Origin of the sequence: Klebsiella terrigena (assembly GCF_012029655.1) — a bacterium.
Taxonomy (GTDB): Bacteria; Pseudomonadota; Gammaproteobacteria; order Enterobacterales; family Enterobacteriaceae; genus Klebsiella; species Klebsiella terrigena.
In genome coordinates this window covers 5,573,549-5,598,454 of record NZ_CP050508.1, presented here as the reverse complement: position 1 = coordinate 5,598,454, position 24,906 = coordinate 5,573,549, and the positions used below count along the sequence as shown (strand labels likewise).

General features: G+C 55.6%; 22 protein-coding genes. 12 read left to right on the top strand and 10 right to left on the bottom strand.

Annotated features, from left to right (window positions below):
- The first annotated feature begins 322 nt into the window (after nucleotides 1–322).
- The 10 genes from HCK03_RS26715 (at nucleotide 323) to HCK03_RS26170 (ending at nucleotide 8,360) form a co-directional block, all read left to right on the top strand.
- Nucleotides 323–403, top strand: coding sequence for a hypothetical protein (locus tag HCK03_RS26715; RefSeq protein ID WP_421673008.1), 81 nt, complete (start codon nucleotides 323–325; stop codon nucleotides 401–403).
- Nucleotides 404–621: 218 nt separating this feature from the next.
- Nucleotides 622–762: a 50S ribosomal protein L34 gene (gene rpmH, locus HCK03_RS26210; protein WP_002220736.1), complete on the top strand. Its 141-nt coding sequence runs from the start codon at nucleotides 622–624 to the stop codon at nucleotides 760–762.
- Between the two features lie 15 nt (nucleotides 763–777).
- Entirely contained in the window at nucleotides 778–1,137 is a 360-nt protein-coding gene (gene rnpA, locus HCK03_RS26205; RefSeq protein ID WP_167692376.1) for a ribonuclease P protein component, read from the top strand.
- Entirely contained in the window at nucleotides 1,101–1,358 is a 258-nt protein-coding gene (gene yidD, locus HCK03_RS26200) for a membrane protein insertion efficiency factor YidD (RefSeq protein WP_071844869.1), read from the top strand. Before rnpA ends, yidD begins: the two co-directional genes overlap by 37 nt.
- 2 nt (nucleotides 1,359–1,360) lie before the next feature.
- The gene (gene yidC / locus HCK03_RS26195; protein WP_041143337.1) at nucleotides 1,361–3,010 is read left to right on the top strand and encodes a membrane protein insertase YidC; all 1,650 of its coding nucleotides are present in this window, start codon (nucleotides 1,361–1,363) and stop codon (nucleotides 3,008–3,010) included.
- Between the two features lie 194 nt (nucleotides 3,011–3,204).
- Nucleotides 3,205–4,569 (top strand): tRNA uridine-5-carboxymethylaminomethyl(34) synthesis GTPase MnmE, encoded by a 1,365-nt coding sequence (gene mnmE, locus HCK03_RS26190; RefSeq protein ID WP_167692375.1) that lies wholly within the window; start codon nucleotides 3,205–3,207, stop codon nucleotides 4,567–4,569.
- Between the two features lie 178 nt (nucleotides 4,570–4,747).
- Nucleotides 4,748–5,932 (top strand): MFS transporter, encoded by a 1,185-nt coding sequence (locus HCK03_RS26185; RefSeq protein ID WP_041143339.1) that lies wholly within the window; start codon nucleotides 4,748–4,750, stop codon nucleotides 5,930–5,932.
- The gene (gene yidZ, locus HCK03_RS26180) at nucleotides 5,901–6,860 is read left to right on the top strand and encodes an HTH-type transcriptional regulator YidZ (RefSeq protein WP_167692374.1); all 960 of its coding nucleotides are present in this window, start codon (nucleotides 5,901–5,903) and stop codon (nucleotides 6,858–6,860) included. Before HCK03_RS26185 ends, yidZ begins: the two co-directional genes overlap by 32 nt.
- Before the next feature lie 158 nt (nucleotides 6,861–7,018).
- Complete coding sequence (locus HCK03_RS26175; protein ID WP_041143340.1) at nucleotides 7,019–7,756, top strand: 4'-phosphopantetheinyl transferase family protein; 738 nt, start codon at nucleotides 7,019–7,021, stop codon at nucleotides 7,754–7,756.
- A 37-nt stretch (nucleotides 7,757–7,793) separates the two neighbouring features.
- Nucleotides 7,794–8,360 (top strand): NADPH-dependent FMN reductase, encoded by a 567-nt coding sequence (locus HCK03_RS26170; RefSeq protein WP_041143341.1) that lies wholly within the window; start codon nucleotides 7,794–7,796, stop codon nucleotides 8,358–8,360.
- A gap of 44 nt (nucleotides 8,361–8,404) precedes the next feature.
- On the opposite strand, the gene adeP is transcribed toward HCK03_RS26170, so the two are convergent.
- Nucleotides 8,405–9,742: an adenine permease AdeP gene (gene adeP / locus HCK03_RS26165; RefSeq protein WP_041143342.1), complete on the bottom strand. Its 1,338-nt coding sequence runs from the start codon at nucleotides 9,740–9,742 to the stop codon at nucleotides 8,405–8,407.
- Nucleotides 9,743–9,911: 169 nt separating this feature from the next.
- On the opposite strand from adeP, the gene yieH reads away from it, so the two are divergent.
- Nucleotides 9,912–10,577 carry a 6-phosphogluconate phosphatase gene (gene yieH / locus HCK03_RS26160; protein WP_167692373.1) on the top strand — a complete coding sequence of 222 codons (666 nt, stop codon included), beginning with the start codon at nucleotides 9,912–9,914 and terminating at the stop codon, nucleotides 10,575–10,577.
- Nucleotides 10,578–10,663: 86 nt separating this feature from the next.
- On the opposite strand, the gene phoU is transcribed toward yieH, so the two are convergent.
- From phoU to glmU, 9 genes are all read right to left on the bottom strand, one after another.
- Nucleotides 10,664–11,389, bottom strand: coding sequence for a phosphate signaling complex protein PhoU (phoU, locus tag HCK03_RS26155; protein WP_004107251.1), 726 nt, complete (start codon nucleotides 11,387–11,389; stop codon nucleotides 10,664–10,666).
- A 137-nt stretch (nucleotides 11,390–11,526) separates the two neighbouring features.
- A complete protein-coding gene (pstB, locus tag HCK03_RS26150) occupies nucleotides 11,527–12,300 on the bottom strand; it encodes a phosphate ABC transporter ATP-binding protein PstB (RefSeq protein ID WP_041143344.1) in 774 nt (257 codons plus the stop codon).
- Nucleotides 12,301–12,346: 46 nt separating this feature from the next.
- A complete protein-coding gene (pstA, locus tag HCK03_RS26145; RefSeq protein WP_041143345.1) occupies nucleotides 12,347–13,237 on the bottom strand; it encodes a phosphate ABC transporter permease PstA in 891 nt (296 codons plus the stop codon).
- Nucleotides 13,237–14,196, bottom strand: a complete 960-nt coding sequence (pstC, locus tag HCK03_RS26140) for a phosphate ABC transporter permease PstC (protein ID WP_041143346.1) — start codon at nucleotides 14,194–14,196, stop codon at nucleotides 13,237–13,239. Before pstC ends, pstA begins: the two co-directional genes overlap by 1 nt.
- A gap of 125 nt (nucleotides 14,197–14,321) precedes the next feature.
- Entirely contained in the window at nucleotides 14,322–15,362 is a 1,041-nt protein-coding gene (pstS, locus tag HCK03_RS26135) for a phosphate ABC transporter substrate-binding protein PstS (RefSeq protein ID WP_041143347.1), read from the bottom strand.
- A gap of 343 nt (nucleotides 15,363–15,705) precedes the next feature.
- Nucleotides 15,706–17,472: an amidohydrolase gene (locus tag HCK03_RS26130; protein WP_167692372.1), complete on the bottom strand. Its 1,767-nt coding sequence runs from the start codon at nucleotides 17,470–17,472 to the stop codon at nucleotides 15,706–15,708.
- 38 nt (nucleotides 17,473–17,510) lie between these two features.
- Nucleotides 17,511–18,413, bottom strand: coding sequence for an AraC family transcriptional regulator (locus HCK03_RS26125; RefSeq protein ID WP_167692371.1), 903 nt, complete (start codon nucleotides 18,411–18,413; stop codon nucleotides 17,511–17,513).
- 187 nt (nucleotides 18,414–18,600) lie between these two features.
- Nucleotides 18,601–20,430, bottom strand: coding sequence for a glutamine--fructose-6-phosphate transaminase (isomerizing) (glmS, locus tag HCK03_RS26120; protein ID WP_041143350.1), 1,830 nt, complete (start codon nucleotides 20,428–20,430; stop codon nucleotides 18,601–18,603).
- 205 nt (nucleotides 20,431–20,635) lie between these two features.
- On the bottom strand, nucleotides 20,636–22,006 hold the full coding sequence (gene glmU / locus HCK03_RS26115; RefSeq protein WP_041143351.1) for a bifunctional UDP-N-acetylglucosamine diphosphorylase/glucosamine-1-phosphate N-acetyltransferase GlmU: 1,371 nt from the start codon (nucleotides 22,004–22,006) through the stop codon (nucleotides 20,636–20,638).
- Nucleotides 22,007–22,352: 346 nt separating this feature from the next.
- Between glmU and HCK03_RS26110 the strand changes: the two genes are divergently transcribed.
- Nucleotides 22,353–24,536: a right-handed parallel beta-helix repeat-containing protein gene (locus tag HCK03_RS26110; protein ID WP_167692370.1), complete on the top strand. Its 2,184-nt coding sequence runs from the start codon at nucleotides 22,353–22,355 to the stop codon at nucleotides 24,534–24,536.
- The last annotated feature ends 370 nt before the right edge of the window (nucleotides 24,537–24,906 follow it).

The following is a 24,906-nucleotide window of genomic DNA, read 5'->3' as shown; positions in this document are numbered from 1 at the left end:
GGCGGACTCCACTCGAACATAAAATCGATATAAAGAAAAAAAGAAACAATCGTGATTGTTGGCACACGTCGACCAGACCCTGCATAAGCCGAAAAGCCCCTGCACAAAAGGGGTGACGTGCGAACCGCTATCTGCGGTTTTTGTCCGATGCGGATCCGGGGATCGCGATCGGGACCGGGGATCATAGCCTAAACTGAAAAAGATATCTTGTGTTTCTCAACAGATTCTTCCCGTTTTATCCACAGGAAGGATCGAAGCCGGGTAAGTGTAATCGATCCTGGGAAGGGTGGGACACGATTTCGCCCGCATATTGGAAAAATTAATGAGCTATGCCGGTTTTGGGCCTAAACGATCTAACAAAGATCCCCTGCGATCCTTGCGCTTTACCCGTCAGGCCGTATAATCCTCCACCCGGTGCGTAATGCCCGTTTTCCGCAGCCTGTCTCAGCTCATTTTTTGTGCGACAAGGTGTGAGAAATAAGGAAAGAGAATTGACTCCGGAGTGTACAATTATTACAATCCGGCCTCTTTAATCACCATCGCTGAGGCGTTAGTCGTTCGAAGTTCGTTCGGGTATACGCAAAAGTCAGTGAAATAATTCAAGTTTAGGTAGAAACCGCCATGAAACGCACTTTTCAACCGTCTGTACTGAAGCGCAACCGTTCTCACGGCTTCCGTGCACGTATGGCTACTAAAAATGGTCGTCAGGTTCTGGCACGTCGTCGTGCTAAAAGCCGTTCCCGTCTGACCGTTTCCAAGTAATAAAGCTAACCCTGCGTGGTTAAGCTAGCATTTCCCAGGGAGTTACGTTTGTTAACTCCCACTCATTTCACTTTCGTCTTCCAGCAGCCACAACGGGCTGGCACGCCGCAAATCACCATCCTCGGCCGCCTGAATTCGCTGGGGCATCCCCGCATCGGTCTTACTGTCGCCAAGAAAAACGTCAAACGCGCGCATGAACGCAATCGGATTAAACGTCTGACGCGTGAAAGCTTCCGTTTACGTCAGCATGAACTCCCGCCAATGGATTTCGTGGTGGTGGCAAAGAAAGGGGTTGCCGAACTCGATAACCGTGCTCTCTCGGAAGCGTTGGAAAAATTATGGCGCCGCCATTGTCGCCTGGCTCCCGGGTCCTGATAGGCCTTATACGGGTCTATCAGCGCCTGATTAGTCCGCTACTCGGGCCGCATTGTCGTTTCACTCCAACCTGCTCAAGCTACGGAATTGAGGCATTGCGCAGGTTTGGGGTGGTAAAAGGCAGTTGGTTGACAGTGAAACGCGTATTAAAATGCCACCCTTTACACCCTGGTGGTGACGATCCCGTCCCGCCTGGACCATTTGATACCAGAGAACACTAACGATGGATTCGCAACGCAATCTTCTTATCATCGCTTTGTTGTTCGTGTCTTTCATGATCTGGCAAGCCTGGGAGCAGGATAACAATCCGCAAGCCCAGCAGCAGCAGACCACGCAGACAACGACCACAGCAGCGGGTAGCGCCGCCGACCAGGGCGTACCGGCCAGTGGCCAGGGGAAACTGATTACGGTTAAAACAGACGTGCTTGATCTGACCATCAACACCCGCGGTGGTGATGTTGAGCAGGCGCTGCTTCCGGCTTACCCGAAAGCACTTAAGTCTACCGAACCGTTCCAGCTACTGGAGACCACTCCGCAGTTTATCTATCAGGCTCAGAGCGGTTTAACCGGTCGTGATGGCCCGGATAACCCGGCGAATGGCTCTCGTCCGCTGTATAACGTCGATAAAGATGCGTTTGTGCTGGCCGATGGCCAGAACGAAATCGTCATTCCGCTGACGTACACCGACAAAGCCGGCAACGTATTCACCAAAACGTTCACCCTGAAACGTGGTGAGTATGCGGTGAATGTAGGCTACAACGTACAGAACGTCGGCGAAAAACCGTTGGAGATCTCCACCTTCGGTCAGCTGAAACAGTCTGCTAACCTGCCAACCGCACGCGATACGCAAACCGGTGGCCTGTCTACGATGCACACCTTCCGCGGTGCCGCGTATTCAACCGCAGATACGAAGTACGAAAAATACAAATTCGATACCATCGTCGATAACGAAAACCTGAACGTCAGCACCAAAGACGGTTGGGTTGCCATGCTGCAGCAGTACTTTACTACCGCATGGGTTCCGCAGAATAGCGGTACCAACAGCTTCTACACCGCTAACCTCGGTAACGGTATCGTCGCTATTGGTTACAAATCTCAGCCGGTTCTGGTACAGCCAGGTCAGGTTGATAAGCTGGAAAGCGTGCTGTGGGTCGGCCCGGCAATTCAGGACAAAATGGCTGCCGTTGCGCCGCACCTGGATCTGACCGTTGACTACGGCTGGCTGTGGTTTATTTCTCAGCCGCTGTTCAAGCTGCTGAAATGGATCCATAGCTTCCTCGGCAACTGGGGCTTCTCGATCATCGTTATTACCTTTATCGTTCGTGGCATCATGTACCCGCTGACCAAAGCGCAGTACACCTCCATGGCGAAGATGCGTATGCTGCAGCCGAAAATTCAGGCAATGCGTGAGCGTCTGGGCGATGATAAACAGCGTCAAAGCCAGGAAATGATGGCCCTGTATAAAGCGGAGAAGGTTAACCCGCTGGGCGGCTGCTTCCCGCTGATTATCCAGATGCCAATCTTCCTTGCGCTGTACTATATGCTGAGCGCCTCGGTTGAACTGCGTCATGCGCCGTTTATCCTGTGGATCCACGACCTGTCTGCACAAGACCCGTACTACATCCTGCCGATCATCATGGGCGCAACGATGTTCTTCATTCAGAAGATGTCGCCGACGACCGTGACCGACCCGATGCAGCAAAAGATCATGACCTTTATGCCGGTCATCTTCACGGTGTTCTTCCTGTGGTTCCCGTCTGGTCTGGTGGTTTACTACATCGTCAGCAACCTGGTCACCATTATCCAGCAGCAGCTGATTTACCGTGGTCTGGAGAAACGTGGCCTGCATAGCCGCGAGAAGAAAAAATCCTGATTATTTTCATTCTTCAAGCCGCAGATGCGTTGGCTTCGTTAGTTCGCCCCGGTCGCTGACATCAGTCAGCTTTCGGGGCCTCACTAGCCAGCCGTCTTTCTGTAACTTGAATGAGTGAGAGTATCTACGGTAGAGTTAATGCCAGAGAAGGCGGTCAATAGACCGCCTTTTTTACATTTACATAGAGAGTCATCATGAGCCATAACGACACTATCGTCGCCCAGGCAACCCCACCGGGACGCGGTGGTGTGGGCATTCTGCGCATCTCTGGCCTGAAGGCGCGCGAGGTTGCAGAGGCGGTCCTCGGCAAGCTGCCAAAGCCGCGCTATGCCGACTACCTGCCGTTCAAGGACGTTAACGGAACGGCGCTGGATCAGGGCATCGCCCTGTGGTTCCCGGGGCCAAACTCCTTTACCGGCGAAGACGTCCTCGAGCTGCAGGGGCACGGCGGCCCGGTCATTCTCGATCTGCTGCTCAAACGCATCCTGACGCTTCCGGGCCTGCGCATTGCTAACCCGGGAGAGTTCTCCGAACGCGCGTTTCTCAATGATAAGCTCGACCTGGCTCAGGCCGAGGCTATTGCTGACCTGATTGACGCCAGCTCCGAGCAGGCGGCGCGTTCGGCGCTGAACTCGCTGCAGGGCGCCTTCTCCGCGCGCGTTAACCACCTGGTGGAAGCGCTGACGCACCTGCGTATCTACGTCGAAGCGGCCATCGACTTCCCGGATGAGGAAATTGATTTTCTCTCCGACGGCAAAATAGAGGCCCAGCTTAACGACGTGATGGCCGATCTCGACGCGGTTCGCGCCGAGGCCCGTCAGGGCAGCCTGCTGCGTGAAGGAATGAAGGTGGTGATTGCCGGGCGCCCTAACGCCGGGAAATCGAGCCTGCTGAACGCGCTGGCCGGGCGTGAAGCCGCTATTGTGACGGATATCGCCGGCACCACCCGCGACGTGCTACGCGAGCATATCCACATCGACGGCATGCCGCTGCACATCATCGATACTGCCGGTCTGCGCGACGCCAACGATGAGGTTGAACGCATCGGTATCGAGCGCGCGTGGCAGGAAATCGCCCAAGCCGACCGGGTGCTGTTTATGGTGGATGGCACCACTACCGACGCCGTCGACCCTGCGGAGATCTGGCCGGACTTTATCGAACGCCTGCCGGCAAAGCTGCCGATTACCGTGGTGCGCAATAAAGCCGACGTCACCGGCGAAACGCTGGGCCTGAGTGAAGTAAATGGTCACTCGCTTATTCGCCTGTCGGCGCGTACCGGCGAGGGCGTTGAGGCGCTGCGCAATCATCTTAAGCTGAGCATGGGCTTCGAGACTAACATGGAGGGCGGCTTCCTCGCCCGCCGTCGCCACCTGCAGGCGCTGGAAGCAGCGGCTAACCATCTGCAGCAGGGTAAGGCCCAGCTGCTTGGCGCATGGGCCGGCGAGCTGCTGGCTGAAGAGCTGCGGCTCTCACAGCAGGCCTTAAGCGAAATTACCGGCGAATTTACCTCTGACGATCTGCTGGGGCGCATTTTCTCCAGCTTCTGTATTGGTAAGTAACCGCGCCTCGCGTAGTCCGTAAACGTTCACTAACCCGCATTAACCGGCTGTTGATGCGGGTTTTTACTTTTTAAGTCCCCCGTTTTTCCTCCCAGGAAATCATTGTTGTCCAAATGGCAACTCGTACTGGCAGGCATTCACCATTACTCTGTACGGCACTATTATCGCGAGGGGTTCTATGGCACGCTTTCTGATCTGTGGTTTTGCGCTGGTTTTGCTCTATCCATCCGGCATTGATATGTATTTGGTTGGTCTGCCGAAAATTGCGCAGGATCTGGGGGCCAGCGAGGCGCAGCTGCATATTGCCTTCTCGGTCTACCTGGCGGGTATGGCCACCGCGATGCTCTTTGCCGGGCGCATTGCCGACAGGTCCGGACGCAAGCCGGTCGCTATATTTGGCGCCTTTATCTTTATTCTGGCCTCCCTGCTGTGCTCGCTGGCGCATACCAGCACCCTTTTCCTGATCGGTCGCTTTATTCAGGGCATTGGCGCCGGCAGCTGCTACGTGGTGGCTTTTGCGGTGCTGCGCGATACCCTCGACGACCGGCGGCGAGCCAAGGTGCTGTCGCTCCTCAACGGCATTACCTGCATTATCCCGGTGCTGGCACCGGTGCTGGGCCATCTGATTATGCTTAAGTATCCGTGGCAAAGCCTGTTTTACACCATGACCGGCATGGGCGTGATGGTCGGTCTGCTGTCGATCTTCGTGCTGCGGGAAACGCGTCCAACCGTGCTGCCAAACGAGGCGGATCGGCAACCCGCCGGCTCCGAATCGCTGCTGAACCGCTTTTTCCTCAGCCGGGTGATCATCACCACCCTTAGCGTCACCGCCATCCTCACCTACGTGAACGTTTCGCCGGTGCTGATGATGGAGGAGATGGGCTTCGACCGCGGAAAATACTCGATGGCGATGGCGCTGATGGCGCTGATCAGCATGGCCGTCTCGTTCTCCACGCCCTTTGCGCTCACCCTGTTTAAGCCGCGCACCCTGATGCTGACCTCGCAGGTGATGTTCTTTATTGCCGGGGTGCTGCTCAGCCTCGCCACCAGCCAAACGGTGACCATGCTGGGGCTGGCGCTGATTTGCGCGGGCTTCTCCGTTGGCTTCGGCGTGGCAATGAGCCAGGCGCTGGGGCCGTTTACCCTGCGCGCCGGCGTCGCCAGCTCCGCGCTGGGTATCGCTCAGGTCTGCGGCTCTTCGCTGTGGATTTGGCTGGCCGCCGTCGTAGGCTTAAGCGCAATGAATATGCTGATCGGGATCCTCATTGGCTGTAGCATAGTCAGCATTGTGCTGATTGTGGCCGCTGCCCCCGCACGGGCCGCGCAAAATTATGAAGAAACCCCTGTCGAGTCTCGATCTTAATTTATTACTCTGCCTGCAGCTCTTAACTCAGGAGCTCAGCGTCACCCGCACGGCGAAACGGATGAACGTTTCGCCGTCGGCGGTGAGCAAGTCGCTGGCCAAACTCCGCACCTGGTTCGACGATCCGCTATTCGTTAAGACGCCTCTCGGCCTGACGCCAACTCCGCTGATGACCAGCATGGAGCAGGATCTGGCGGACTGGATGCAGATGGGCAACCAGATCCTCGATAAGCCGCATCACGCCACGCCCAGCGGCCTGAAGTTCGAGCTGGCGGCGGAAATGCCGCTGATGATGATCCTCTTTGATACCCTTGCCCGGCAGATCTACCAGCGCTATCCCCAGGCGCTGATCCGCCTGCGCGGCTGGGACTATGACTCGCTGGACGCCATTATTCGCGGCGAGGTTGATATTGGATTTTGCGGGCGGGAAACGCACCCGCGCTCACGGGAGCAGCTGAGCCAGCTGCCGTGGTATATCGATTTCGAGGTGCTGTTTACCGACCTGCCGCAGGTGTGGCTGCGCGCGGATCATCCGGCCCTCAGCGAAGAGTGGAATCTGGAGACATTTTTACGCTATCCGCATATCAATATCAGCTGGGAGCAAATCGATACCTGGGCGCTGGACGACGTTTTGCAGGATTTGGGGCACAAGCGCACCGTCGCCCTGACCCTGCCGGGCTTTGAGCAATCGCTATTTATGGCCGCCCAGCCGGATCACCACATGCTGGCGACGGCGCCGCGCTACTGCCACCACTATAACCGCCAGCACCAGCTGCCGCTGGTGTCGCGCCCCCTCCCTCTGGAGCCCCAGCTGCTGGAAAAAGTCCGGGTGCCGTTCGTCCTGCTGTGGCATAAGCGCAACAGCTACAACCCCAAAATCGTCTGGCTCAGGGAAGCCCTGAAACGACTCTATACGGACCCGCTATAGCGGCGTTAAACGTATCACCCTCTCTTTGTTACGCAAGAATTTGTAAAATTCACATAATCCCCCTTTTCAAGGGATGATTTCCGCATTAAAACCTATCAATTCCAGGCGATAATGTAATTCTCAATTTTTATCTCTGACCATTAATCACGGAGCGACGAATGGCAACGCATTTTGCAAGAGGGATACTGAGCGCAAGGGAGCCGCTATCAACGCGCCTGTCGGCGGCCTGTCATCAAACCGCACGACGTTTGCCGGAGTACCGACAAACCCGCTACTGCGCGTCGCGGTCGCTGCTCGCAGAGCTGCTGTTTATGCTGTACGGCATTAGCGAGCTTCCCGAGATCATCAGAGAAGCCGACGGCAGGCCGGTCTTTCGCGACCGCCACCTTCCCCGCTTTTCCATTTCATATGCCGGAAATATCGTTGGCGTCACGCTGACAACGGAAGGCGACTGCGGCCTGGACATGGAACTGCAGCACGCTTCTCGCGGCGTGCATCCGCTGCACGACGCCAATCGGTATGTTTTCAACAGCAACGAAAATCTCTGGATTAACAACCAGCACGATCCTGATGAAGCTCGCGCCCAGCTGGTCGCGCTGCGCCGCAGCGTCCTCAAGCTCACCGGCGAAGCGCCCGTGCGCCTGCAGCTGCTGCCAGGCGCAGGTCGGCTGCGTACCGCCAACATGCAGCCCATAGAGGCGCTCTGCGACGCCGAGTCGGTGCTGGTCTGGTCCATTGCCGCTACGCCGGGTATCGGCCAGCTTAAAGTCTGGGAATACGCGGGTAGCGACGGCTGGCGAACCCTGCCGGATGCCCAGGCGCGCGCGAAAGAGCCCTCAGCCCGCCTGATGCGCTTCACCAGCCTGCCGGTGGAAAAAGCACTCTCCCTCAACTGACCGGTTCGTCCGGCCATCATGATGCAAAGGAGCAATTATGTCTGATACGTTGAAAGTTGTTACGTTACTCGGAAGTCTGCGCAAAGAGTCGTTTAATGGCATGGTTGCACGCACCCTGCCGGGCATCGCGCCTGCGGGGATGGCGATCTCCGCGCTGCCGTCGATTGGCGACATTCCGCTATACGATGCGGATGTTCAGCAGGAAGAGGGATTCCCGCAAAGCGTGCAGGAGATTGCGCGCCAGATTCGCGAAGCGGATGGGGTGGTCATCGTGACGCCGGAGTATAACTACTCGGTTCCCGGCGGCCTGAAAAATGCGATTGACTGGCTATCTCGCCTGCCTGAACAGCCGCTCTCAGGGAAGCCGGTACTGATCCAAACCAGCTCGATGGGCGCTATCGGCGGCGCGCGCTGCCAGTATCACCTGCGGCAGATTCTGGTGTTCCTCGACGCGATGGTGATGAACAAGCCTGAGTTTATGGGTGGGGTTATTCAGAACAAGGTCGATCCGCAGTCGGGAGAAGTGGTCGATCAGAGCACGCTCGATCATCTCAGCGGACAGCTGAGCGCCTTTGGCGACTATATTCAGCGCGTTAAAGCCTAGGTGATAACCCTCTCCCTGTTGGGAGAGGGTTGAGTGCGGGCAAATCAGTGGGCGTCGATAAACACAATTTTCAGCACGAACAGCAGTGATACGATAATCACGCACGGGCTGAGGTCGCGCAGGCGGCCGGTGCCAATCTTCATCACGCAGTAGGAGATAAAGCCCAGGGCGATACCTTCGGTAATGGAGAAGCTAAACGGCATCATCACCGCGGTAATGAACGCCGGTACCGCTTCCGTCAGATCGTCCCACTTCACGCGCGACAGGCTGGAGGTCATCAGCACGCCAACGTAGATTAACGCACCGGCGGCAGCGTAGGCTGGCACCATTCCCGCCAGCGGCGACAGGAAAATCACCAGCAGGAACAGAATACCGACAACTACCGCCGTCAGGCCGGTACGTCCGCCGACGGAGACGCCGGAGGAGGATTCGATATAGGCCGTGACCGACGAGGTGCCGATAAAGGAGCCCGCTACGGAAGAGACGCTGTCCACGAACAGCGCCTGCTTCATGCGCGGGAATTTACCTTTCTCATCGGCAAGACCGGCTTTATCCGTCACCCCAATCAGGGTACCGGAGGAGTCAAACAGGTTGACCAGCATAAAGGAGAAGATAACGCCGGCCAGGCCAAGATTAAACGAACCGGCTAAATCAACATGACCGACAACCGTCATCACGCTCGGCGGCGCAGAAACAATGCCGGTGTAGTGAACATCACCCAGCATCCAACCCAGCAGCGTTGTCACCACGATAGAAACCAGGACCGCCGCGTGGATGTTACGCGACGCCAGAATGGCGATGATGAAGAAGCCAAGGATCCCCAGCAGCACGCTGTGGGAGGTCAGGTTACCGATGCTGACCAGCGTGTCTTTGTTGGCAACGATCACTCCCGCATTTTTCAGCCCCATCATACCGATGAACAGGCCGATACCGCTGGTGATGCCCACCCGCAGACTCATCGGAATATTGGCGATCATCCAGTAGCGTACGCGGAAAATCGTCAGCAGCAGCAGGCCGACGGCGCCCCAGAAAATGGCCCCCATCCCCACCTGCCACGGCAGGCCCATTGCCTGAACCACCACAAAGGCAAAGAAGGCGTTAAGGCCCATTGCCGGCGCCAGGGCGACGGGCAGGTTAGCAAACAGCCCCATCATAATACTGCCGAATGCCGCGATCAGGCAGGTCGTCACAAACACAGCGCTGGTATCCATACCCGCCACGCCGAGAATCTGTGGGTTAACAAAAACAATGTAGACCATCGTCAGGAAGGTGGTGAAACCTGCGATCGCTTCGGTGCGTGCCGTCGTGCCATGTTCACGCAGCTTGAACACGCGCTCCAGCAGACCCTGGCCAGAAGACTGGCTGGTTTGTTGTTGACTCATTATCGGTTTCCGAACAAAGGAGGGAAAATTCGAGGCTATCCTATACCAAAATGCGACACCTGGTGCAGTTGTGTGTTAATTTTTTTTCATTGCTTTTGCTTATACGGCAACGATTGCGTCACGCAAATCTGCATTACGAAAACGTTAAACTTGTTAAAATGGAAACAGCATGTCCCCAATAGAAGCCCTGTTTTTCGACTGTGACGGCACGCTGGTCGACAGCGAAGTGATCTGTTCCCGCGCCTATGTTCACATGTTCAAAGAGTTCGGCATTACGCTAGATTTAGAAGAGATCTTTAAGCGCTTCAAAGGCGTAAAGCTCTACGAAATCATCGATACCATCAACGAGGAGTACGGCGTTGGCCTGCAAAAGGCGACGCTTGAACCGGTCTATCGTGACGAGGTGGCGCGCCTGTTTGATTCGGAGCTGGAGGCTATCGCCGGCGCTGAAGCGCTGCTGGACGCGGTGACCGTTCCCCAGTGCGTGGTCTCGAACGGCCCGGTCAGCAAAATGCAGCACTCGCTCGGCAGAACCGGCATGCTGCACCATTTCCCCGACAGGCTGTACAGCGGCTACGATATTCAGCGCTGGAAGCCCGATCCGGCGCTAATGTTCCACGCGGCGAAAGCGATGAACGTTAACGTCGAAAACTGCATTCTGGTGGATGACTCCAGCGCCGGGGCCCGGTCGGGAATTGCTGCCGGAATGGAGGTGTTCTACTTCTGCGCCGATCCGCACAATCCGCCGATCGAGCATCCGAAAGTGACGATGTTTACCGATTTAGCGCAGCTTCCGGCGCTGTGGAAAGCGCGGGGCTGGGAAGTTACCCGTTAAGCTCCCGGCGTCGCTGCGCTCGGCCGGGCCAGGGTTTCGCGAGATCCCGTTACCCCGGCCAGCGTCGCGCGGCCGGGGAGCGGTGGTTACTCTTTCGGATCTTTACCCGCCAGCAGCTTATCCAGCTCATCGCCGCCAACGTGGCGGAAGTCCTGGCCTTTGACGAAGTAGAAGATATATTCGCAGATGTTCTGGCAGCGGTCGCCGATGCGCTCAATCGAGCGGGCGCAGAACAGGGCGGTCAGCACGCTCGGAATCGTACGTGAATCTTCCATCATATAGGTCATCAGCTGACGCACGATGCCTTCATACTCCTGATCCACTTTCTTATCTTCACGATAGATACGCACGGCTTCGTCCAGATCCATTCGCGCAAAGGCATCGAGCACATCGTGCAGCATCTGCACGGTGTGGCGGCCGAGCGACTCCAGGCTCACCAGCAGCGGCTGATGCTGCTGGGAGAACTTCTCCAGCGCCGTGCGGCAAATTTTATCCGCCACGTCGCCGATACGTTCCAGCTCGGCGATGGTTTTGATAATCGCCATGACTAAGCGCAGGTCGCTGGCGGTAGGCTGACGTTTGGCGATGATGCGCACGCAGGCTTCATCAATGGCCACTTCCATCATATTGACCTGCTTATCACCATCGATAACGCGCTTTGCCAGCTCGCTGTCCTGGTTATGCATCGCGGTGATCGCATCAGAAAGCTGCTGCTCCACCAGCCCGCCCATCGTCATGACCTGGGTGCGGATATACTCCAGTTCAGCGTTGAACTGGCCGGAAATATGTTTATTAAGATTTAGGTTATCCATCGTTCCTCCAGATGCCCAAAAGATTTCTGGCCATAGCGAGGCGGCAAGAGCGCAAATCCCCGGTCGCGTAGAGCGCTACGTAACCGGGGTGAGCAAAGGCAGCCAGCGCGGGTACAGCCTGAAAGCTGAGGAGCATATCAACCGTAGCGGCCGGTAATGTAATCTTCAGTTTGCTTCTTAGCGGGCTTAGTAAACAGATCGTCCGTGTTGCTGAATTCAATCAGCTCGCCAAGATACATAAATGCCGTATGGTCAGAACAACGCGCAGCCTGCTGCATGTTGTGAGTAACGATAACGACGGTGTAATCCTGCTTCAGCTCGGTGATCAGCTCTTCAATGCGCCCGGTGGAAATCGGATCCAGCGCGGAGCACGGTTCATCGAGCAACAGCACTTCCGGGCGAATAGCGATACCGCGCGCAATGCACAAACGCTGCTGCTGACCGCCGGAGAGAGAGTAGCCGCTCTGATGCAGCTTATCTTTGGTTTCGTTCCACAATGCGGCCTTGGTCAGCGCCCACTGCACGCGCTCGTCCATATCGGTGCGCGACAGCTTTTCAAACAGGCGAACGCCAAAGGCGATATTGTCATAAATCGACATCGGGAACGGCGTCGGTTTTTGGAAGACCATCCCGACCTTGGCACGCAGCAGGGCGATGTCCTGAGTGTTAGTCAGAATATTATCGCCATCCAGCAAAATTTCGCCTTCCGCGCGCTGCTCCGGATAGAGCTCAAACATTTTGTTGAACGTCCGCAGCAGGGTCGACTTACCGCAGCCTGACGGGCCGATAAACGCCGTAACCTGGTTTTTGGAAATATCCAGGTTGATGTTTTTCAGGGCATGGAATTTTCCGTAGTAGAAGTTCAGGTTACGAACTGAAAGCTTACCCGGGATAGTATTCACCATACTCATCAATCTCTTCCTCATTCAGCGCCGCGTTTCGCCGCGCTGCAAAAAATTAACCGTGTTTATTCTTCGCGAAAACCACGCGCGCCAGAACGTTCAGCAGCAGTACGCACAGGGTGATAATCAATACCCCGGCCCATGCCAGTTGCTGCCACTCCGCAAACGGACTCATGGCAAATTTGAAAATCGTTACCGGCAGGTTGGCGATCGGCTGCATCATGTCGGTACTCCAGAACTGGTTGGAGAGCGCGGTAAACAGCAGCGGCGCCGTTTCCCCGGCGATACGCGCGATAGCCAGCAGGATGCCCGTCATAATGCCGGAAACCGAGGCTTTCAGGGTAATAGCGGAAATCATTCGCCATTTCGGCGTACCCAGGGCGTAAGCCGCTTCACGCAGGCTGTCCGGCACCAGCTTCAGCATATTCTCGGTGGTACGAATCACGATAGGCACCTGCAGCAGCGCCAGCGCAATAACGCCCGCCCAGCCGGAGAAGTGCTGCATCTGTGCGACCACGATGGTGTAAACAAACAGACCCACCACGATAGACGGGGCGGAGAGCAGGATATCGTTAATAAAACGAATCACTTCCGCCAGCGCGGATTTACGACCATATTCCGCCAGATAAATCCCCGCCATGATGCCCAGCGGCGTGCCGAAGATCGTTGACCACAGGATCAGCAGGCCGCTGCCCGCGAGGGCGTTAGCCAGGCCGCCGCCAGCGGTGTTCGGTGGCGGGGTCATTTCGGTGAACAGCGCCAGGCTCATACCATCAATACCGCGGGTCACCGTGGCCATGAGGATCCAGATAAGCCAGAACAGACCGAATACCATCGTCCCCATTGAGAGAGCCAGCGCGATCCGGTTTTTCAGGCGCCGCTTAGCCTGCATTTTACGCCGGGACTCCGCCAGCTCGGCGGTGGTTTGTAGCTCAATCGTCGCCATTAGCGTGCTCCCTCATTCTTCGCCAGACGCATCACCATGAACTTAGATGCGGCCAGAACAATAAAGGTAATAACGAACAGAATCAGACCCAGCTCCATCAGCGCGGCAACGTGCAGGCCGGACTCGGCTTCGGCAAACTCATTCGCCAGCGCGGAGGTGATACTGTTGCCCGGCATATACAGCGAAACGCTATCCAGCTGGTAGGTGTTACCGATGATAAAGGTGACCGCCATGGTTTCCCCCAGCGCGCGCCCCAGACCGAGCATCACCCCGCCTATCACCCCGTTGCGGGTAAAGGGCAGCACAATGCGCCAGATAACCTCCCAGGTGGTGCAGCCGATGCCGTAGGCCGACTCTTTCATCATCACCGGCGTCTGCTCGAACACGTCACGCATAACGGCGGCGATATAGGGGATGATCATGATGGCCAGAATGACGCCGGCCGCCAGAATACCGATACCAAACGCCGGTCCCGCAAACAGGGCGCCGACGAAAGGAATAGTCGACATGATGTTGCCAACCGGCTCCTGGAAGTAGGTGGCAAACAGCGGAGCAAAGATAAACAGGCCCCACATGCCGTAAACGATACTCGGAATAGCCGCCAGCAGTTCGATCGCAATACCAAGAGGGCGCTTAAGCCAGGCGGGAGAGAGTTCGGTTAGGAACAGCGCAATGCCGAAGCTCACCGGAACGGCAATCAGCAGCGCGATAAATGAGGTAACCAGCGTACCGTAGATCGGAACCAGCGCCCCGAAGACTTCGTTCGGCGCATCCCACTCTTTAGTCCACAAAAAGGAAAAACCAAACTTTTGAATGCTTGGCCACGAAGAGATAATCAGGGAAACGATGATGCCGCCCAGCATCAATAGCACAATCAGCGCCGCCAGTTTGACCAGCACGCCGAAAATTATGTCACCCTTTTTCCCCGGAGGGTTGAATGCCGGCTTGGTTGCAGCCATAGGTTACTCTTTAAGTTCGGGTCCGAAAGGCCGCTATATTACTGACCTGTTAGACAAAGGTAATGCTATACCCAAAATAATTCGCGCCGCAGCAACGGAGCCTGCAGCGCGAAGTATAGCGAGTATTAGTACAGCGCTTTACCGCTGCTGTCCTTCACGTTGGTTTTCCATGCAGCGCGAACCTGCTCAACCACGTTTTCTGGCAGCGTTGCGTAATCCAGTGCGTTAGCTTCTTTACCGCCGTTTTTATACGCCCAGTCGAAGAACTTCAGCACTTCAGCCGTATGCTCAGGCTTGTTGGAAGCCTTGTGCACAAGGATAAAGGTGGTTGAGGTGATCGGCCATGCATTTTCACCTTTCTGGTTAGTCAGGTCCTGAGCAAAGGACTTGCTCCAGTCGATACCTTTCGCGGCGTTCGCGAAGTTATCTTCCGTTGGGCTAACCGGCTTGCCGTCGGCAGACACCAGCCTGGTGTAGGCGAGGTTGTTTTGTTTCGCATAGGCGTACTCAACGTAGCCAATAGAACCCGGCAGACGCTGAACGAAAGCGGCGATACCGTCGTTACCTTTACCGCCCAGACCGGTCGGCCAGTTAACGGTAGAGCCCGCGCCGATTTTAGATTTCCACTCTTCGTTCACTTTCGCCAGGTAGCTGGTGAAGACGAAGGAGGTACCGGAGCCATCAGCACGACGAACCACGGCAATATTCTGTGCCGGCAGCTTCTTGCCTGGGTTGAGTTTGGCAATCGCTTCGTCATCCCACTTCTTAATTTTGCCCAGGTAGATGTCACCCAGCGTTTTACCATCCAGCACCAGCTCGCCGGACTTCACGCCTGGCAGGTTAACGGCCAGCACCACGCCGCCGATAACGGTTGGGAACTGGAACAAACCTTCCTGAGCCAGCTTGTCGTCAGCCAGAGGAGCATCAGAAGCACCGAAATCAACGGTGTTGGCAATAATTTGTTTTACACCACCGGAAGAGCCGATGCCCTGGTAGTTCACTTTATTGCCGGTTTCTTTCTGATAAGTATCAGCCCATTTGGCATACACCGGCGCAGGGAAAGTTGCGCCTGCGCCCGTCAGACTTGCTGCTGCAAATGCAGAAAAAGCGCTCATAGATAAGGTCGCGGCGACAACTGTTGCGACGGTGGTACGCATAACGTTCATAATGTCTCCTGCTGGATTCGTAAATCGTTGTTTCGAGGCTATGGTGAGCAAAATAGGACAAAGAGGTGACAGTAAAATGTACGATTTATTACAGTTTTATGACAGACGGTTGTGCGCAGAATAATGGTAAATAAAATCATTTTTAATCAATCTGTTAAGCATAATAATGACGATAAGTTTACGGAAAAATTTTCTTTTTATGACAGCCTGATTTCGCGCTAAAACGCGGCTGTTGTCATAAAAGAGTGCCGATGCGTTTTTTGATTTCGTGCGCAAAAAGCGGCCAGCGGAGCGACAAAAAAGGCCGCCATTCGGCAGCCCTTTGTGCTGGTTTAACCGCCGCTCAAAGCGGGTCCGCGCGATACACCTGCCGGCCTTCGAACATCGTCCATAAAACGTTGGCATCCCGCAGTTCCTCAATGCTGACCTTCTCAAGGTTGCGGTCGAACAGCACCAGATCCGCGCTTTTTCCAACGCTAACAGACCCTATCTCCCGCTCGCGGCCAATCACTTTCGCCGCGTTTATGGTGTAGGCCTGCAGCATCGCCGCCCGGCTTATTTTTTCGCTGTCCGGTGGCAGCACGCCTGACTCAGCGGTGCGCGTAACCGCGGTGTAAATTGCCAGCAGCGGATTGGGGCTGGAGACCGGCCAGTCGCTGGCCCCGGCAATCAGCGCATGATGACGGTACAAATCCCCAGCCGGGTAAAGATGTTGCAATAACGACGGCGCCACTTTGCCCTCAAGCAGCGTGGTCGTTGCGCCATCGCTATCTTTCCCGGCCCACAGCAGCTGCATGGAGGCCGCGACGTTAAGCTGCTGAAAACGAGGAAGGCTTTGCGGGCTCACCACTTCAAGATGGGTGATGCTGTGCAGAACATTCATATTGCCATTCGCTTTGCGGGCGCAGGCCACCGCATCCAGCGACTCCTGCACCGCCCGGTCGCCTATAGCATGAAAATGCGCGATCAGGTTTTCAGCATCGGCTTTGCTAATGAGCTGGCAAAACTTCTCTTTATCCAGCGTTTCGCTGCCGCGATAGCCGGGACGATTAAGATACGGCTGGCTTAGCTTTGCACTCTGAGAGGGATACTCAATCACGCCATCCTGGAAGATTTTAATCCCCACCAGCTTAATGTCCGCTGCCTGCGAGAACTGCTCTCTGAGCGCGATGACATCATCAACGATCGCCGGCGAAGAGTTGATATTCACCAGCGCCAGCCCGCTGACATGCGCGGTTAATTTACCGGCTTTCGCCAGCGCGACGTACGCTGGGAGCAGCCCCAGGTTGCGGCGATCGGGGCTGGCGTTGAACGAAGGAGAGAGCGGGCGAATATTACTGAGCGGCTCCATCCACGCCGTGAGGCCAAAGCGGTTCATCACGTCCGCACCCGCCGTGATGGCGCGGGCGATTTTCTCGTCGTCGACGGGGGGAATGGCGCTCAGGACATGATCCCAGGCCCCTTCGGTAACGAAGCCGGATATTTTGCCGTCAGGCGTCAACACGGTACCTGCTTTAATGCCGGGATCCGCTTTTTCAAGCGTCAGATCGTTTATTCCCGCCTTGCGCAACATGGCCTGATTAACCCAGCCGGTATGCGCGTCAGCGCCGCCAAGGGCGACCGGCGTATTTTTATACGCCGCTGAGTTAAATACGCTATCCAGCAGGCCGATATTATCCCAGTAGCTCAGAGGAACGTTGCTATAAAACTGCACCCCGTGAATATCGCGACGTGGATTATTCGCATTTTTCTCAACAAACGCCCTAATCGCAGCGGCATCTTTCATGCCGTCAGGAAACTCCACGGTGAGGGTCTGAAAACCGGCATCCGCCACGTGCGCATGGCTATCGATAAGCCCCGGCATCAGGTATTTTCCCTGCAAATCCATCCGCCTGGCGTTCTTTCCCAGCTGGTTAAGCACATCCGCATAGCGGCCTACAGCAACGATCTCTTTGCCGGCAATCCCAATGGCTTCCGGATGGGGATTGTGAGGATCGGCGCTATATATTTCACCGCCATAGATAATCGTTTTATCACTATCCTGAGCGGCGTAAGCCGGAAGCGCAGATATAGCCAGGGCGCACACCAGATAAAGCATCGAGCGTTTCATTATTAACTCCGTTGCGTTGCGAATAAACACGATAATAATTATTGTGAGGCGTTATTCTTGTGGTGTTTTTTTACAGGAATGAAAATATCAAAAACATAATAATCGAGAGCAACATCGGTTTCGTTATAATATTTTTCATAGCACGGCAGGTCGCCCTTCATTAATCCCCGGGCCTTTATCCAGGCAAAAGCGATCTCCCAGGCTGCATCCAGGCGCTCGCCGAAAACGGCGAACTTACATACCGCGTAGCTGCCGCCGGCAATCGTCTGTACGGCAACGCCTCTGCCCGGCCTCTCTCCTTCGCTGAGCTCAATACAGACGTCGGTGCGGCAGCGCGATCCAAGCGTGACTTCAGGCGCATCCCAGTAGATGCAGACCATCCCGGCCGGCTGTCGCGGCGTCCCGGCCGCCAGATCGTGATGCGTCAGCCAGCAGGTCTCTTTCCCATAGGGGCCAAATCGTCGCATATAGGCGACCCGCCGCGCCGGTAGCGAAAGCACGCCCGCCGCTAAGAAGTCAGGATCGGCCCGTACGACCTTCATCGCTTCGGTTTGAGAATAGGCGATTTTTTCGCCCGTAACGTTTCCTGGCTTGCTTTTCACGCTGGCAGCATGCAGACGTCGGTACTCGCCGGGCGATACGGAAAAATGCTGGCGGAACGCCTTAGCAAAGTTTTGTGAGCTGGAGAATCCGACCCGCAGCGCTAAGCCGGTAATATCGCGTCGCGGAGATTCGATCAGCCACATCGCCGCCTTCTCCATCCGCAGACGGCGGGTGAACCCGGCGATAGTTTCACCCACTTCGGCCTTGAAAATACGATGGAAATGAAAGCTGGATAGCGCAACGGCGCTGGCGATTTCCTCGAGCGTCGGGTTAAAGCACAGATTCTGGCTGATGTAGTCTATCGCTTTAAATACCTGCGCGCGGTAATCCTGAGGCATGGTTCAATTATCTTCTGCATCGCGTCAATTCGTTGCTGTAATTTACGGACTGAGTCGCAGCCGGGGAATATATAAAAAGAGAAGGTGTGAAGCGGGTAAAAAAAATCCGGGGAGCTGAGTTCTCAGCACCACCGGATTTTTAATTGACTCACGAGCAGCTGAAGCACATCGCTTCAGCGAGGTGGCCTTATTCTACGGTCACCGATTTTGCGAGGTTACGCGGCTGGTCAACGTCGGTGCCTTTAATCAGTGCCACGTGATAAGCCAGCAGCTGCAGCGGCACGGTGTAGAAGATTGGCGCGATCGCCTCTTCAACATGCGGCATCTGGATGATGTGCATATTGTCGCTGCTGCTAAAGCCAGCATCACCGTCGGCAAAGACGTACAGCTGGCCGCCGCGGGCGCGAACTTCTTCAATGTTGGATTTGAGCTTCTCCAGCAGTTCGTTGTTCGGTGCGACCACAATAACCGGCATCTCGGCGTCAATCAGGGCCAGAGGACCGTGCTTCAGCTCGCCGGCCGCGTAGGCTTCTGCGTGGATATAAGAGATCTCTTTCAGCTTCAGCGCCCCTTCAAGGGCAATAGGGTACTGATCGCCACGGCCGAGGAACAGCGCGTGGTGCTTGTCAGAGAAGCTTTCCGCCAGTGCTTCAATACGCTTGTCCTGCGACAGCATCTGTTCGATTCGGCTCGGTAACGCCTGCAGACCGTGCACGATATCGTGCTCAATCGCCGCATCCTGGCCCTTCAGACGCGCCAGCTTCGCCACCAGCATCAGCAGCACGGTCAGCTGAGTGGTGAAGGCTTTGGTGGAAGCCACGCCGATTTCGGTGCCCGCTTTGGTCATCAGCGACAGATCGGACTCGCGAACCAGCGACGAGCCCGGGACGTTGCAAATCGCCAGGGAGCCAAGATATCCCAGCTCTTTCGACAGGCGCAGAGCGGCCAGCGTATCCGCCGTCTCGCCGGACTGGGAGAGCGTGATCATCAGGCTGTTGCGGCGTACTGCCGATTTGCGATAGCGGAATTCAGAGGCGATTTCGACATCGCACGGCACGCCGGCCAGCGCTTCAAACCAGTAGCGAGAAACCATCCCGGAGTTATACGAAGTCCCGCAGGCGACAATCTGAATATGCTCAACCTGAGACAGCATCTCGTTGGCGTTAACGCCCAGTTCGCTCAGATCGACTTCTCCGTGGCTAATGCGCCCGGAGAGCGTGTTCTTGATGGCGTTCGGCTGCTCGTAGATCTCTTTTTGCATGTAGTGGCGGTAGATACCCTTATCGCCCGCGTCGTACTGCAGGTTGGATTCGATATCCGGGCGTTTAACCTCCGCGCCTGACTTATCAAATACCACCACCGAGCGGCGGGAAACTTCCGCGATATCACCCTCTTCGAGGAAGATAAAGCGGCGGGTCACCGGCAGCAGCGCCAGCTGATCGGAGGCGATGAAGTTCTCCCCCATACCCAGACCGATAACCAGCGGGCTGCCTGAACGAGCGGCCAGCAGGGTGCCCGGATCGCGGGTATCCATGATCACGGTACCGTAAGCGCCGCGCAGCTGTGGGATGGTGCGCAGAACGGCTTCCCGCAGGGTGCCGCCTTGCTCCAGCTCCCAGTGCACCAGGTGTGCAATCACTTCCGTATCAGTCTCTGATACAAAAATATAGCCGCGCGACTGCAGCAGCTCGCGCAGCGGTTCATGGTTTTCGATGATTCCGTTGTGGACCACCACAATATGTTCAGAAACATGCGGATGCGCATTGCTCTCGGACGGCTCGCCGTGGGTCGCCCAGCGGGTATGGGCAATCCCCGTACCGCCGTGCAACGGCTGCTCTTCTACCGCCTGAGCCAGCATCTGTACCTTACCGAGCCGACGAACGCGGGACATATGTCCTTCGTTATCAACCACTGCCAGACCGGCAGAGTCATAGCCACGGTATTCCAGACGACGTAAACCTTCGATAAGGATTTCAGCAATATCACGCTGCGCGACTGCGCCAACAATTCCACACATAGTTAAATTTCCTGATAATGGCGTTATGCCATGCGTTGTCGCTGACCTGTGTTTTACCCAACGCATTTGCCGTTGGGTAATGCCCTTTTCGGGCGCCCCGAGCCTTGTAGAGAGTGGGGCTATTTTTATGGTTACTGCCGTGGGGGGAGGATTATTTTATCCTCTCACCCCGGCCCTCATCCCAAAAGGACGAGGGATAAATGACCTACTTTTTCTTCACCGGACGCTGCCAGCCCTGCTTATGGACCTGCGGCACGCGGCTTAATACTAATTCATTATCAGCGATATCGCGGGTTACCGTCGTACCGGCGGCAATCGTCACGCCGTTGCCTACGGTTACGGGCGCCACCAGCTGGCTGTCCGAGCCGACAAACACGTCGTTGCCGATGATGGTTTTAAATTTATTGGCGCCGTCATAGTTACAGGTGATGGTCCCTGCACCGATATTGACGTTATCGCCGATTTCCGCATCGCCAAGGTAGGAGAGGTGCCCCGCCTTCGAGCCTTTACCCAGCCGCGCTTTCTTCATTTCGACAAAGTTGCCGACGTGCGCGCCTTCCAGCAGCTCCGCCCCCGGACGCAGACGAGCAAAAGGTCCGATAGTGCAGGCAGCCTGCAGGTGGGCATCTTCCACCACCGAGTACGGGCTGATTTCGCAGTCATCGCCGATGGTGCTGTTTTTAATCACGCAGCCGGTGCCAATTTTCACCCGTTCGCCCAGCACCACGTTGCCCTCAAGGATAACGTTAGTATCAATCTCAACGTCGCGCCCGTGCGTCAGGGTGCCGCGCAGATCAAAACGAGCCGGATCGCGCAGCATCACGCCCGCCAGCAGCAGTTTTTCTGCCTGTTCAGACTGATAGACGCGTTCGAGGCGGGAGAGCTGCAGGCGGTTGTTGACGCCTTCAACTTCGCTTAAACGCTGCGGGTGGACGGCAACGATTTCCCGGCCTTCCTGATACGCCATGGCGATGATATCGGTAATGTAGTATTCGCCCTGGACGTTGTTATTCGTCAGCTTCGCCAGCCAGCGTTTTAAATCCGCGCCGCCGGCGATCAGGATCCCGGTGTTGATTTCCTGAATTTGACGCTGCGCTTCGCTGGCATCTTTATGCTCAACGATACCGCTTACCCGGCCGTTATCACGGGTGATGCGTCCATAGCCGCTCGGATCGTCCAGCTTCACCGTCAGCAGGCCAATTCCGCCCTGCGGTTTGGCGGCGCGCAGGCGCTGCAGGGTATCGACGGAGATCAGCGGGACGTCGCCGTACAGCATCATGATGTCTTCATCATCGGCAAAGAAAGGTGCCGCCTGCTGCATCGCATGGCCGGTTCCCAGCTGTTCTGCCTGCAGAACCCAGTTAAGGTTGTCTTCATGCAGCGTTTGACGCAGCAGATCGCCGCCGTGCCCATACACAAGGTGTACGGAAGAGGCGCCTAAATCTTTAGTAGCATCAATGACATGCTGAACCATTGGCTTCCCAGCCAGGGCGTGCAGCACCTTGGGAAGATCGGAATACATGCGGGTCCCTTTGCCTGCGGCAAGGACAACCACGCTCATCGCACTGTTTGACATACGCATCCTGACAGCTGTTAGAACGAAAAGTAAAAGCCTTTCACGTTGAAATTACTACATATTTTTCATCATGAAACGAGACGAGGATAAAACGCTCAGGCTCAACGCTATACACCATTTTATGGCGCTATTTTTAGTCACTGCAAATCAGTTTATCTCCGAAAAAACCCGATAAGAGAGATGAATATTTGCTATCCCTCTGCTTTTGCTGTTTTTTCGACGCCTGAATAAAGCGAAAACATAAAATTAAAACATGGTTTTATTATTCATTTATTGTGACACGGCAAATAGAAACGCCGTTTCATTCCCCCGATAATGCTGCTCATTATTTACTCTGGAGGAAAAAATGAATAAAAAAATCCCTTTGGCATTAGCCCTTTGTAGCTCAATTATCGCATTGCCGCTGCACGCTGGCGAGGCTCATGTCTGGCGAGGTATCGCTTTTGGTCAATCAACCGACGTTAATTTCTCCTCCAACGTACTGCCGGAAAAAATCGGGGTGAATGACGTTACGATAGCAGGTAAAAAGCTGACGCCCCAGGATACAGCCGATCTCAGCGCTCCCGTCACCATTGAGAGCCGGGGAGGCAAGATCGCGAATTCGCATGACGGCCTGACCTTCTTTTATACCATGCTGCCGGTTAGCCAAAACTTTATCCTGCAGGCGACGGTCACGGTGGATCAGTTCGGCCCGGAGAACGGCGCCCGTCCGGCAGCGCAGGAAGGCGCCGGGCTGCTGGTGCGTGATGTTATCGGTCTGCCGCGCCAGCAGCCTTTAAAGGTGGGCTATGAAGAGTTTCCGGCAGCATCGAATATGCTCATGAACGCGATCGTGACCCAGGATAAGAAAGATCATACGCATATAAAACTGCAGGCGATCGGCCGGGAAGGAATTTCCCAGCCCTGGGGCAATGCCGGTTCTTCTATTACCAGGCAGAGCTACAAAGAGAATATCGATCTCCAGCAAACACCTGCCTTTCAGCTCAAGCTGGAACGCACTAACGACGGTTTCATCACCTCATGGGCACCGACGGGCAGCAGCGAATGGGTAAGCAAGAAGGTTCCCCGCAGCGACACGATCGCCCAGCAGGATAAAGACCATTACTACGTCGGCTTTTTCGCCTCGCGTAATGCCAAAATCACCATCAGCAACGCCTCGCTGACGACTTCAGCAGCCAGGACGCAGGCTTCTGCGCCCTATATCGCGAAAGCCTGGCCGGTTGTGATGCAGATTGCCTCTGGCACCCAAAGCCAGAGCGCGGAGTATATTCTGCAGGCGCGGGCTAACTATGACGGGCGCTTCACCGTCCGCCAGGACGAAGTCATCATCGGCAAGGACATCGCCGTCAAGGCCGGGGAGATGTTTACGCAACCCGCCACGCTCAAAGACAAGAACATCTTCGAGGTGCTGTTTACGCCGGCCACCAGCGGCAAGCCGGTGACGCAAACGCTGACGGTTGAACGCAGCGTCGGCGTCGAAGGGCATACCCTCTACGTTTCTGCGCAAGGGCAGGCGAACGCCAGCGGAACGGCTGGCGATCCGCTCACTCTCTCCCGCGGCGTGGAACTACTGCCGGCTGGCGGCACGCTTATCTTAGCCGCCGGAGACTATCCGCAAACGCCGATCCCGCTCAGCGCCAGCGGGCTCAAAGGGCAACCTAAGACGCTGCGGGCCGACGGAAAGGCGGTTATTCACGGCCTGCAGCTCGACGCCAGCTACTGGCATATCAAGGGGATCTCCGTCACCGATAAAAGCCTGCGCGTGCAGGGCAGCCATAATCTGATTGAGAACGTCACCGCTTATCGCAACGACGATACCGGGATTCAAATTTCCTCTCCACCGGACGTGGGACGCCCGCTGTGGGCCAGCTACAACCGGGTGGTCAACTCCGAATCGTTCAGCAATGAAGATCCGGGCAAGATCAACGCCGATGGGTTTGCGGTCAAAATGCGGGTCGGTGAGGGAAACCGGCTCGAAGGCTGCTACTCCTACGATAATATCGACGACGGATTTGACCTGTTCAACAAGATTGAAGATGGTGCCAACGGCGTTGTGACGATTGAGAACTCAATTGCCCGTAATAACACCAGCAATGGTTTTAAGCTGGGCGGGGAAGGGCAGCCGGTGGCGCATGAGGTGCGCAACAGCATTGCGATAGGTAATCACCTGGACGGTTTTACGGATAACTTCAACCCCGGCAGGCTGGTGGTGGTCAACAACGTGGCGGTGGATAATCAGCGCTTTAACTACATCTTCCGCGCCAGCCCGTACGGTAAACCCGAGACTCAGGGCTCGTTTAGCGACAATATCTCCCTGCGCAGCCGGCCGGGAAAATACGATGATGCCGTGGTCGGTAATATCGACGACAGCAACTATTTTATCCACGACGGTAAGAGCATCAACGCCGAGGGAAAGAGCATTAAGAGCGACGACTATAAAACGCTGGCGCTGCCGGACCCGCTGCTGCGTCATGCGGGTGGCCGTTTCAATATCGGTGATTTCCTCAGCCGCAGCCAGCCTCGTTCCTGATACTGGCCCTAAAATACAAAGGTCGCCCGCGGGCGACCTTTTACTTTCTTTCCTGCTTCACACCGCATGTGTTGTCGTTTTAGTTAGCGGTACAGCGCAAATGCAGGCCGGAGAGTGGCTTCTTAGTTATTGAAGGTACCGAAGGTCACGTTCATAGTGCTGAAGAAGGCGATGATTTTATTGAGCAGTTTCATGATGACTTCCTGAATAGAGAGACGTTTTGATAAATTATTTTTTGTGATGCACATCACAAAAAGAAGTCTACACCTCATTTTTTGAGCGATCAACAAAAACGCGATCATCATCACAAAATTTTTAAAATGTCTTTTTAGTTTTGAAATTACTGAAACGAAACCATAAAAAAAGCCAG